Genomic DNA, 11,129 nt, shown 5'->3' on the forward strand with positions numbered 1-11,129 from the left:
TCATACCGGCAGCACCCCTCGGAAAGGTCGCAGTGAATCCCCACCACAACGAACCCATGGCCGACGTACGCGACATGTACATGGCACACGCCAACCTCCGTCGTGAGATCAGCCTGCTGCCGAAGCTCGTCGAAGGTGTCGCTCCCGGTGACACCAGGCGCGCGGAGGTCGTCGGTGCCCACGCCGAGCTGGTGTGCGGCGTCCTGCACCAGCACCACGAGGGCGAGGACCTGCTGCTCTGGCCTCGGTTGGCCGAGCGGGGCGGTGCGGAGGCCGAGGCCGTCGTTCCCGTGATGGAGGCGCAGCACCACGCCATCGAAGGAGCCAACGCGGAGGTGTCCCGGCTGCTCCCCGGCTGGCGGGCCACCGCACAGGGTGGTGTCGAACTCGCCGCCGCCTTCGAACGGCTGCGCGCCGCACTGATCGAGCACATGGCGATGGAGGAGAGCGAGATCCTGCCGCTGGCGGAGAAGTACGTCACCGCCGCGGAATGGAAGCAGATGGGCGAGCACGGAATGCGCGCGACCCCGAAGAAGCACCTCCCGGTGATCGTCGGCATGACGATGTACGAGGGGGACCCCGAGGTGATCAAGGGAGTTCTCGCCGAGGCTCCGCTGCCGGTCCGGCTGCTCATGCCGATCATCGGTCGGCGCGCCTACGCCGCCCACGCCAAGCGTGTGCACGGCACCGCGACCCCGCAGCGCTTCTCCACCGCCGCACGCTGACCGATAACCGGAGGACCACCGTCGGATGGCGGTGGTCGAGCCGCGGACGTCGGTGGCCGCCAACGGCAGGCGGTCCCGGCCGTGGCATTCCGCCATCGGCGGCTGAGCCGTACCGCAGAGGCGGTCACCCGCCGCACGCGGCGTAACCGATCGACGGCCTGCCGCACCACCATGACGGTGCGGCGGCCCGGTCGGGCCGGGCGACGTGCGGGGTCAGTTCGTCGGCAGCCGGTCCACCAGTTTGTCGGACTGGATCGGCAGCTCGCGGACCCGGATCCCGGTGGCGTGGTAGACCGCGTTGGCGACCGCCGCCGCCGAACCGACGATCCCGATCTCACCCAGTCCCTTGACGCCGAGCGGGTTGACCCGCTCGTCCGGGTCGTCGACCCAGCCCGCGTCGATCTGCTCCACGTCCGCGCAGGAGGCGATGTGGTACGTCGCCAGGTCCCGGTTCACCCAGTCGCCGAAGCGCTGGTCGAGTGCCCCCTCCTCGTGCAGGGCCATCGACAGTCCCATGGTCATCCCGCCGATCAGCTGGGACCGGGCGGTCGTCGGGTTCACCACCCGTCCGGTGGCGAAGACCCCCAACATCCGGGGGACCCGTACCTCGCCGCTGTCCATGTCGACCCGGACCTCCACGAAGTGCGCGCCGAAGGCGTACCGGGCGTACCGGGGCTGTTCCGCCGCCTCGGTCATGGTGTCCACCCGAACCGTCAACCCGTCGGCCGGCACGGTGCCGCCGTGCTGCTCCTGGAGTTGCCGACGCAGCGTCCGGCACGCCTTGTCCACCGCCCAGCCCCAACCGGCGGTACCGAACGATCCGCCGGCGACGAAGGCAGCCGGCAGGTCGCTGTCGCCGATGTCGACCGTCACCCGCTCACCGGGTACGGCCAGCGCGTCGGCGGCGATCAGCCACAGCGCCGTCCGGGCGCCGGTACCGATGTCGGTGGCGTTGATGCCGACCTCGTACGTCCCGTCCGGGTTCACCCGGGCGCAGGCATGCGCACCGGCTGCCCGGGCCGGGTAGATCGCCGAGGCCATCCCGGTGCCGACCAGGCAGCGGCCCTGTCGACGGACCCCCGGGGCCGGGTCCCGGTCCGCCCAGCCGAACCGGCGGGCGCCCTCCCGGAGACAGGCGACCAGGTTGCGGCTGGTGAACGGCAACCCCTCCTCCGGGTCGACCTCGGTGTCGTTGCGGATCCGCAACTCGACCGGATCCGTCCCGCAGGCCACCGCCAGCTCGTCCATCGCACACTCCAGCGCGAACGAGCCCGGACACTCCCCGGGTGCCCGCATCCAGGACGGCGTCGGTACGTCGAGCCGGGTCACCCGGTGGGTGGTCCGCCGGTTCGGCGCGGCGTACAGGCTCCGGGTCAGCACCGCGGTCTGCTCGGTGAACTCGATGCTGGTGGAGGTCTGGCTGATCGCGTCGTGGCAGATCGCCGCCAGCCGCCCGTCGGCGTCGGAACCGAGCCGGACCCGCTGGATGGTCGGGGTGCGGTAACCGAGCGGTCCGCAGATCTGCTGTCGGGTCAGGGCCAGCCGCACCGGCCGGCCGAGGTGCCGGGCCGCCATCGCGGCCAGCACCGGGGTGCAGCGCGGCGAACCCTTGCCGCCGAAGCCGCCGCCGACGTGCGCGGAGATCACCCGTATCCGGTCGACGGGCAGGTTGAAGAGCTGGCCCAGGGTGTCCCGGACCAGAGTGCCGCCCTGGCTGCTGTCATGCACCAGCAGCCGCCCGTCCAGCCACTGCGCGGTCGCGGAGTGCGGCTCCATCGGGTTGTTGTGGTACGCCGGGGTCCGGTACGTCTGGTCGAGCTGGACCTCGGACGCGGCGTACCCGGCCTCGAAGTCGCCGAGCCCGGTGTCGGTCGGGTACGACGGGTTCACCTTCTCCGGTTTGTACAGGCCCGGATGGTGTTCGGTGAGCAGGCTGCTGTGCGGTTCGGTGTCGTAGTCGACCCGCAGCAGCAGTGCCCCCTCCCGGGCCGACTCCAGGGTCTCGGCCAGCACCAGTGCCAGGAACTCGCCCCGGTAGTGCACCTGCGGGTGCTGCAACAGGAAGAGTTCGCTGCTCGCGGTCGACTGCAGTCGGGGGGCGTTCTCGTACGTCAGCACGTCCAGGACCCCCGGTTCGGCGAGGGTCGCCGTCGGGTCGATCCGGACGATCCGGCCCCTGGCCACGCTGGACTGCACCGCCCAGCCGTAGACCATGCCGTCCGCCGGGTACTCCGCCGCGTACCGGGCGGTGCCGGTCACCTTCGCCGGCCCCTCCAGCCGGGGGTGGGCCTGGCCGATCCCGACCGTCGAAGCGCTCACGTCCTCACCTCGCTGCGCTCGGCGCCGCCGTGAGCTGTGGGGCGGAGTTGGCTGGTTCGCTCGCTGCGCTCGCTCACGTCGTCACCTCGCTGCGCTCGGCCAGCTCGGTCAGGGTCCGGACGGTCAGGTTGCGGATCAGGGGGATCTTGAAGGCGTTGTGCGACAGCGGTCGGGCCGCCGCCAGTTCCTCCTCGGCGGCGAGTCGGAAGGTCTCCTCGGTGGCGGGCCGGCCGCGCAGGGCGTCCTCGGCAATTCGGGCCCGCCAGGGCCGGTGCGCGACCGCGCCGTACGCGATCCGGACGTCCCGGATCAGCGGGCCGTCCAGGTCGAGTGCGGCCGCGACCGAGCCGAGGGCGAACGCGAACGACGCCCGGTCCCGGGCCTTCCGGTACGTCGACCGGCGTGCGAACGGCAGCGCGGGGAGCCGTACGGCGGTGATCAGGCCGCCCCGGGCCAGCGTGGTCTCCTGGTCCGGGCGGTCCTCGGGGAGCCGGTGGAGGTCGGCGAGCGGGATCTCCCGGGGACCGGTCGGTTCTCGGACCTCGACCACCGCGTCCAGCGCGGCGAGCGCGACCGCCAGGTCGGACGGGTGGGTCGCGACGCACTGCGGCGACCAGCCGAGAATGGCGAGGTCGCGGTTCTGGCCCTCGATCGCCGAGCAACCGGTACCGGGTTCGCGTTTGTTGCACGGCCGGCTGACGTCCTGGAAATAGACGCAGCGGGTACGTTGCAGCAGGTTGCCGCCGATGGTCGCCATGTTGCGCAGCTGCCCGGTGGCGCCGGCGAGCAGCGCGCGGGACAGCACCGGGAAGTCCCGGCGGACGGTCGGGTGCGCGGCCAGGTCGCTGTTGCGGACCGTCGCGCCGATCCGCAGCCCGCCGTCGGGCAGCGGATCCACCGAGCCGAGCGGGAGTCGGGTGACGTCGACCAGCAGCCTGGGGCGGGCCACCCCGAGTTTCATCAGGTCGACGAGGTTGGTGCCGCCGCCGAGGTACGCCGCCTCCGGCTCGCCGGAGACCAGCGCCACCGCCTGGCCGGGGTCGAGCCCGCGTTCGTACCGGAACGCCCTCATGACGGGGGACTGATCTGGGACATATGCCCAGATTACTGGGAAATGTGGAGTCTGACCGGCTACTCGTAGCGCCAGACCCGCACCTCACGCTCGTCGGCGTGACAGGCGACCACACCCGGCACCACCGCGCAGAACGAGAGGGCGTGTGGGACAACGTCCAGGGTCCGGACAGCCGTCGCTCCCGGGGCGAGCAGCCCCAGCCAGGTCTGCCGCGTGTCGGTCTGGCGACGCAGCAGCAGCGGCGCCGGTTCCGACGGGGAACTGTCGGCCTCCCGCCACGCCGTCAGATCGGCCACCGTCCGGCCGGTGCCCGGGTCGACCACCCGGTGGACCCGGGGCTGTTCGTCGGACACGACCAGACCCGATCCGCTCGGCTGCAGCGATCCCGTCCTGGCCATCCGCCAGGCGACCGCACCGGTGGCCGGATCCCGTACCTCGACGCCGTTGTCGGGATCGCTCGTGCAGAGCATCGGTGCGCACACCCCGAAGTGCGGGCTGTGCAGGTCGGGTTTCGTCGCCTCCCACAGCCGCTGCCCGAGGTCCGTCGAGTACGCGGCCAACCCGGCGTCCCGTCCGGTCCGACTGAGCAGGAGAACGTCACCGAACTGTGCCGCGTACCGGACCGGCGGGACGGACCGGTCGAGCGACCAGCGGACCGCCCCGGTCCGGGGATCACGCAGCTCCACCCCGCCCTCGCGCGGGCTGACCAGCACCACCGGCTCCCGGCCGCCGCCGGCCGGCAGCGCGATCGCGGCGGAGACCAGCGGCGTCCTCCAGAGCACCGCCCCGGTGGCCAGGTCGACCACCTGGGCCGTCACCCCGATCGACTCCGCCGTGTAGGTGGTGCCGTCGGAGGCGACGTGCAGCACGGGCGCCGCAGGCACCGGCTCGCCGGGCTCGAACCGGGACTCCGGCGGGAAGACGTCGTTGGTGACCAGTGCCGTACTGGTGCCGGGAAGCGCCGTCAGCCAGTCGGGGAAGGACCAGAGCGGGCGGCCGGTCACGGCGTCCAACGCGGTGGTCCGGACCGACCGGTCGCCGGGATCGTTGCTGGTGGACAGCAGCAGCCCAGGTGCCTCGGACAGCTGGAGAGGTTCGCCGGCCGGCTGCGGAACACTCCAGATCCGCCGTCCCGTCAGGTCGTACGCGGCGATCCTGGCCTCCCCGCCCGCCGGCCGGTCGGCCACGTAGAGCCGGTCCCCGGTCAGCAGGAAGCGGTCGTCGACCGTCAACGGCACGGCGTACACGTCCCGCAGCGGCGACGGTGCCGGCGGGGCGGCTCCACCGGCGGTGAGCGCCAGGGCACCGACCAGGGCCAACGCGGCGGCCCGCCAGCGGTGTGCCGGCAGTGCCAGTGGCCGGCCCTCGTCCTCCACCGGCGGGTCGTACCGGTCGCTACCGAGGTCGATCACGACGGTCCCGTTGTCGTCCATCCGACCTCCGCGTCGATCCGACCGGCCGCCGTGCGGTCGTCCGCAGGACCGCCGGTGGCGTCCGGCCCGGCGCGTCGGGCACCGTCCGGAATGGTCGCCGGCTCGGCGTGCCGTCCGCACCCCGGGTCGGCCCATTATTCGTCATCAACCCGGCCAGCGGGATCCCGCCGGTCCGGCCGGGCGACTGACGGCGGGCGGCGGGTCAGAGCGGAGCGGCGGCGGTTGCGGTCGGCTCGTCGGCGGCCGGGACGACGTCCGCCACCACCAGGGTGACGTTGTCCGGCGCGCCCGCCTGGTGAGCCAGCTTCACCAGGTGGTTCGCGCACTGCTCCCGGTCCGGGTAGCCGACCAGCACCAGCGCGATGAGGTCGTCGGTGACGACGTCGGAAAGCCCGTCGCTGCAGAGCAGCAGCCGGTCACCCGCCGCCACGTCCAGTACGGCGACCGCCGGATCCAGCAGTTCACCCTGCACCACCCGGGTCACCAGGGAACGCTGCGGATGGTGGCGCGCCTCCTCCGGGGTCAGCCCGCCCTGGTCCACCAGCGTCTGGACGAAGCTGTCGTCCCGGGTCAACTGCCGCAGTACGCCGTCGCGGAGCAGATAGCCACGGGAGTCGCCGACGTGCGCCACGGCGAGTCGCCCACCGTGCAGCAGCATCGCCGTGACGGTGCTGCCCATGCCCCGGGTCGCCGGGTCGGCGTCGATCACCGCGCTGATCCGCTGGTTGGCGGTGCGGACCGCCTCGGCCAGCGCGGTGAGCGGTTCCCGTTCGTCAGCGGCCTGCTCGATCGGCGCCAGCGCGGTGATGACGATCTCGCTGGCGACCTCGCCGGCGGGGGCGCCACCCATGCCGTCCGCGACGGCGACCAACCGGGCGCCGGCGAAGGCCACGTCCTCGTTGTTGGCCCGGACCAGACCAGGGTCGCTGACGGCCAGGCTGCGCAGGATGAAGCTCATCCCCAGAGCTTGCCCCGCGACCGCGCCGATGTCTCTACGCAGTACTGCGTAGGGTGGACGCCATGATGCCGGTGTCGATGGTGGGACGCGCCGGCGAACTGGCCGAGTTCGCCCTGGCCTGGGCCGCCGTCGCCGGCCAGTCCCGCCCGCCCGGCGCCAGATCCGCCGCCGGTCAGCGCTCGTCGGGCGCCCGGTCCGCCGCGCCGGTCACCGGCCAGTCCCGCGCAGTGGTCGCGGGCCAGTCCCGCTCGTCGCTCACCGGCCAGTCCCGCACGCTTCGCGCCCGGTCCGCCACCGGCCGTCCCCGGGCGACCGGCACGGTGGTGGTCACCGGTGACGCCGGGGTCGGCAAGAGCCTGTTGATCGCCGCCGCGCTGGACGGGCTGGCGCCCCGACCGGCGACCATCCTGACCGGCGCCGCCCGGCTGCACAGCCCGGCCCCGTACGACTGGCTGGCCGCCGTGCTGAGCGGTCGGGACACCCGGGACATGCCGTTGCCCGCCGACGCGCTCGCCTGGCTGGCCCAGCACCCGAACACCCCCCGGGAGCGGTACGCCCCGGACGCCCTGCTGCGGCTCGCCGTGCGCACCGTACGGGCACTGGTCGGCACCGGCCCGGCGGTTCTGGTGGTGGAGGACCTGCACGCGCTCGACCCGGCCAGTCTGAACCTGATCGGTGAGCTGGCCACCGCGTCCGACCTGCCGGCCCTGCTGGTGGTCGCGAGCCGGCCGGCGGAGACGGCGGTGTCCCCACCGATCGTCGAGGCGACCCTGGCCCGGCTGGCCGGAGCACCCGGCGCGGTACGACAGCACCTCGCCCCGCTGGCCGTCGAGGACGTCGCGCAGGTGCTCGGCCAGGTCTACCCCGGTCCGGTCGAGGTGCCGGAGGACGTGGTGCTGGCGGTGTGGCGACGTACCAGGGGAAATCCGTACCGGCTGATCGAACTGCTGGCCACCGAGGGCAGGCGGGGAGTGGCGGAACTGGCCCGGGAGGTGCGGCCGGCGCCGGCCCCGTCGGTACGACCGGCCGCGCTGGTCGAGGTGACCGGCCGGGACGTCGAACTGACCGGACGGGAGGTCGAGGTGCTCGCCTGCCTGGCCGCCGGGATGTCCAACAAGCAGGTGGCCCGGTCGCTCGGGATCTCGGTCCGGACGGTCACCGTGCACGTGTCGAACCTGCTGCGCAAGACCGGCTCCGCGTCCCGGACCGAGGCCGCCCTGTGGGCGGTCCGGCAGCGGGTGGCCGACCCGGCGCGGCAGGGATGACGGCCTCCGACGGGCCGGCGGTCGCCTCCCCGGCCCGCGGACCGGGCCGACGGCCGGTCACCGCCACCCGGCGCCGGGCGGGCGGGGGGAGAGTTCCCGCCAACTGTCCGTGCCGGCCAGCAGGGCGCGGATCGTCTCGTACGCCGCTTCCTCGGTGTTGAACTCGTAGAACCGGGAGATCCCCTCGGCGCCGCCCGCGCGCTGTTCCACGTGCCACTGGTCGGCGTCGGCCCGTAGGTAGACATCGCGCCGTGCCAGGCGTCCCCACTTGCCGTTCCACCAGTGCTTCCGCTGCTCCACGACGGGAGCTTATCGAACGTACGTTCGAGTAGATCCCCGGGTCGGGGAAATCCGTCGCGGCGGGCCGGCCGTGCCTCGGCCGGCCCGTCCACGGCGGCGCGGGTCAGGGGCGGCGGGGCGCCGGCGGGTAACCCTGGCCGTACGGTTCACCGGGGTGACCCGGTTGCCCCGGCGCCGCTCCCGGGTGCTGGCCGGGGTGCTGTCCCGGCACCCGGCCGGCGGCGACCAGTGCGTCGCGGATGTCGGTGAGCAGCTTGATCTCCTCGCTCGGGGCGGCCGGCGGCGGTACCTCGCCGCGCTTGCGCCGCTCGGCGAGCTTGTTCATCGGGAAGACCACGAGGAAGTAGAGGACGGCCGCGGTCATGAAGAACGTGATGACCGCGTTGACGAACGCGGCCCAGTCGATGAGGACGTCGTTGGGCAGCTTCCACTTGCCCGCCGTGATCGCCGTGCCGCCGCCGATCAGGCTGATCAGCGGTTTGAGGAACGCCTCGGTGAACGCCGTGACCAGGCCGGTGAAGGCCGCGCCGATCACCACGCCGACCGCGAGGTCGACGACGTTGCCACGCATGATGAAATCTCTGAAACCCTTGAGCATCCGCGCCTCCGTGAGGGGTGTCGTTTCCGGGGTGTCGCCGATGGACAACCTATGCCCAGGGCGGCGTACTCGATCACGCGTGTCCCGGTCGTCGAATCGACGCCCGGCGGTGCCGCGGGTGTGGCCGGCCGCCCGGAGGTTTCGGCCGCCGATTGTCCGGCGTGACCGCTGCGGACCGTCCGGCGGCGGCGCGGGATGCGGATCGTCCGGCGCGGCGCGGCGCGGGATGCGGATGGAACGGCGTATACCGCCGAGACCGGGAGAATATCCGCATTACTAGGATCCTCGGCCATGATCATACTGCGTCGGTCCATCGGAGTCCTGTTAGGACTGATGGCCGCCATTGTGCTGCCGGGCACTCCACCGGCGATCGCCGACGAACCCGGCGCCGAACCGCCCAAAGTGGAGCTCGTGCTCGACGTGAGCGGTTCGATGCGGGCGAACGACATCAACGGCCGTAGCCGGATCTCCGTCGCCCAGCAGGCGTTCCGCGAGGTGGTGGACGCGCTGCCGGACGAGACCCACCTCGGCATCCGGGTGCTGGGCGCCACCTACCCGGGCGACGACAAGGAGAAGGGCTGCCAGGACACCCAGCAGATCGTGCCGGTCGGCCCGGTCGACCGGGAGCAGGCCAAGGGCGCCATCGCCGGGCTGCGACCCACCGGATTCACCCCGGTCGGACTCGCACTGCGCGGCGCGGCCCAGGACCTCGGTACCGGCGGCACCACCCGCCGGATCGTTCTCATCACCGACGGTGAGGACACCTGTGCGCCGCCCGACCCCTGCGAGGTGGCCCGGGAACTGGCCGCCCAGGGCACCCATCTGGTGGTCGACACACTCGGTCTGGCCCCCGACGAGAAGGTACGTAAGCAGCTCGTCTGCATCGCCGCCGCCACCGGCGGTTCGTACACCGCGGCACAGAGCGTGGAACAGCTCACCGACCGGATCAAGCAGCTGGTGGACCGGGCCAAGGACACCTACACCCGGACCCCGGCGATCGTCGCCGGTGCCGGTGAGTGCGCCAAGGCGCCGCTGCTCACCCCCGGCGTCTACACCGACCGGGAACGGTTCTCGGAACACCGGTGGTACCGGGTCGCGGTCCGGCCCGACCAGGAGCTGCGGGCCTCGATCAGCGTGGGTCTCGACCGCCCGCTGAACCGGGACTACGGCGTACTGCTGCGGGCCACCGCCGCCGACGGACGGGAACTCGTCCGGGGCACGGACGCCGGCAGCGGTCGTACCGACGTGCTCTCGGCCGGGCTGCGCTGGTCGGCGACGGATCCGGAGGAGGAGGTCGACGAGGAGACAACCGACGAGGAGGAACCGACAGCGACCCCCACACCCACGGTCTGCCTGGTGGTGAGCAACTCGTTCTCCGCACCGGGCCCGGTCGACGCCCAGACACCGGGAATGCCGGTCGAACTGACCATCGACGTGGTGGAACGTTCGCCCGCCCCGAACAGCCCGGGCCTGGGCCGGGGCTGGCTGCTGCTCGGCGTACTCACCGTGGCCGGGCTGCTCACCGGGCTGCTGGCCGGCTGGCTGACCCGCTGGTGGGTGGCCACCTGGAGGGAGAACTCGTGAACCCGACCATGCTCCGCCGTGCCGCGCTGCCGTTGCTGGCGGTCACCGCCGGCCTGCTGCTGCCGGCCGCCCCCGCTGCCGCCGCCCCGACCACACCCACCCCGTCACCCGGTGCGGTCACCGTGACCAAGGCCGGCACCTCGTTCCTGACCGCGACCGGGATCTCGGCCGGCCAGCCGGTCAAGGTGGCCGCCTCGACCGGCGACTACCTGTACTGGTCATTCCCGGCGTCCGCCGGCGAGACCAACAGCATCACGGTCACCGTGACACTCCCGACGACGGGCGGCCGGCACGGCGCCGCCACCTGGACCGTCGACGTCTTCGACGGGCTCCGCCGCCGTCAGGCCTGCACCGCCGGGGCGCAGACCCCGAGCGTGGGGAAGGACGACCCCCGGGTGGCGCTCGGCTGCACGCTGCGTACCGTCCGTCCGTGGGCCGAACCGTGGTCCGGTGACCCGCTGCCCGGCACGTACTACGTACGGCTCTCCGCCACCGATCTGCCGGAGCAGGACCTCGGACTCCCGGTGCAGGTGGAACTGCTGGTCAGCACCGTGGACGACGGTGGGACGGCGCTTGAGGACGGCAGGCTGAAGGCGCCACTCGTACCGGCGGTCGAACCCGGTGCGGTGCTGGCCGACGGCGCCACCCCGCAGAGCGCCACCCCGCGCCCCGACGCGTCCGGCCAGGCGGGAGGCGCCACCGGAGCGGACGACGGCTGGTTCGACGGGTGGTTCGACGGCTGGTTCGACGGGTTCTCCAGCCGCTGGATCTGGACCACGGCCGGAGGGATCCTGGCCGCAGTCGCGGGTGTCGTCGGCTTCGGCCTGACCCGGCGGCCCCGCCGCGTCGCCTCGCGCTGACGATCCGGCCGGCCC

Annotated in this window: 10 protein-coding genes; 4 read left to right on the forward strand and 6 right to left on the reverse strand. The window is 72.9% G+C overall.

The genetic code is table 11. The features are described 5' to 3' along the window. Nucleotides 1-56: 56 nt before the first annotated feature. Nucleotides 57-725: a hemerythrin domain-containing protein gene (locus tag V1633_RS26425; RefSeq protein WP_331216229.1), complete on the forward strand. Its 669-nt coding sequence runs from the start codon at nt 57-59 to the stop codon at nt 723-725. A 213-nt stretch (nt 726-938) separates the two neighbouring features. Here V1633_RS26425 and V1633_RS26430 read toward each other — a convergent pair whose 3' ends face one another. The 4 genes from V1633_RS26430 to V1633_RS26445 form a co-directional block, all read right to left on the reverse strand. Then, nucleotides 939-3,044 (reverse strand): xanthine dehydrogenase family protein molybdopterin-binding subunit, encoded by a 2,106-nt coding sequence (locus tag V1633_RS26430; protein ID WP_331216230.1) that lies wholly within the window; start codon nt 3,042-3,044, stop codon nt 939-941. A gap of 73 nt (nt 3,045-3,117) precedes the next feature. Then, the gene (locus V1633_RS26435; RefSeq protein WP_331216231.1) at nt 3,118-4,116 is read right to left on the reverse strand and encodes an FAD binding domain-containing protein; all 999 of its coding nucleotides are present in this window, start codon (nt 4,114-4,116) and stop codon (nt 3,118-3,120) included. A 59-nt stretch (nt 4,117-4,175) separates the two neighbouring features. Next, nucleotides 4,176-5,549 carry an outer membrane protein assembly factor BamB family protein gene (locus V1633_RS26440; protein WP_331216232.1) on the reverse strand — a complete coding sequence of 458 codons (1,374 nt, stop codon included), beginning with the start codon at nt 5,547-5,549 and terminating at the stop codon, nt 4,176-4,178. A gap of 202 nt (nt 5,550-5,751) precedes the next feature. Continuing rightward, nucleotides 5,752-6,507 (reverse strand): PP2C family protein-serine/threonine phosphatase, encoded by a 756-nt coding sequence (locus V1633_RS26445; protein WP_331216233.1) that lies wholly within the window; start codon nt 6,505-6,507, stop codon nt 5,752-5,754. A gap of 62 nt (nt 6,508-6,569) precedes the next feature. Between V1633_RS26445 and V1633_RS26450 the strand changes: the two genes are divergently transcribed. After that, nucleotides 6,570-7,772, forward strand: a complete 1,203-nt coding sequence (locus tag V1633_RS26450) for a LuxR C-terminal-related transcriptional regulator (protein WP_331216234.1) — start codon at nt 6,570-6,572, stop codon at nt 7,770-7,772. A 57-nt stretch (nt 7,773-7,829) separates the two neighbouring features. On the opposite strand, the gene V1633_RS26455 is transcribed toward V1633_RS26450, so the two are convergent. Both V1633_RS26455 and mscL read right to left on the reverse strand, forming a co-directional pair. Next, nucleotides 7,830-8,072: a hypothetical protein gene (locus tag V1633_RS26455; protein ID WP_331216235.1), complete on the reverse strand. Its 243-nt coding sequence runs from the start codon at nt 8,070-8,072 to the stop codon at nt 7,830-7,832. A gap of 103 nt (nt 8,073-8,175) precedes the next feature. Continuing rightward, nucleotides 8,176-8,670, reverse strand: coding sequence for a large conductance mechanosensitive channel protein MscL (mscL, locus tag V1633_RS26460; RefSeq protein ID WP_331216236.1), 495 nt, complete (start codon nt 8,668-8,670; stop codon nt 8,176-8,178). A gap of 291 nt (nt 8,671-8,961) precedes the next feature. Here mscL and V1633_RS26465 point away from each other — a divergent pair, with 291 nt between their 5' ends. Both V1633_RS26465 and V1633_RS26470 read left to right on the forward strand, forming a co-directional pair. Further along, a complete protein-coding gene (locus V1633_RS26465) occupies nt 8,962-10,254 on the forward strand; it encodes a VWA domain-containing protein (RefSeq protein ID WP_331216237.1) in 1,293 nt (430 codons plus the stop codon). 8 nt (nt 10,255-10,262) lie between these two features. Beyond that, nucleotides 10,263-11,114, forward strand: a complete 852-nt coding sequence (locus tag V1633_RS26470; protein WP_331216253.1) for a peptidase — start codon at nt 10,263-10,265, stop codon at nt 11,112-11,114. The last annotated feature ends 15 nt before the right edge of the window (nt 11,115-11,129 follow it).

This window comes from Plantactinospora sonchi (genome assembly GCF_036422035.1).
In the GTDB taxonomy this organism is placed as follows: domain Bacteria; phylum Actinomycetota; class Actinomycetes; order Mycobacteriales; family Micromonosporaceae; genus Plantactinospora; species Plantactinospora sonchi.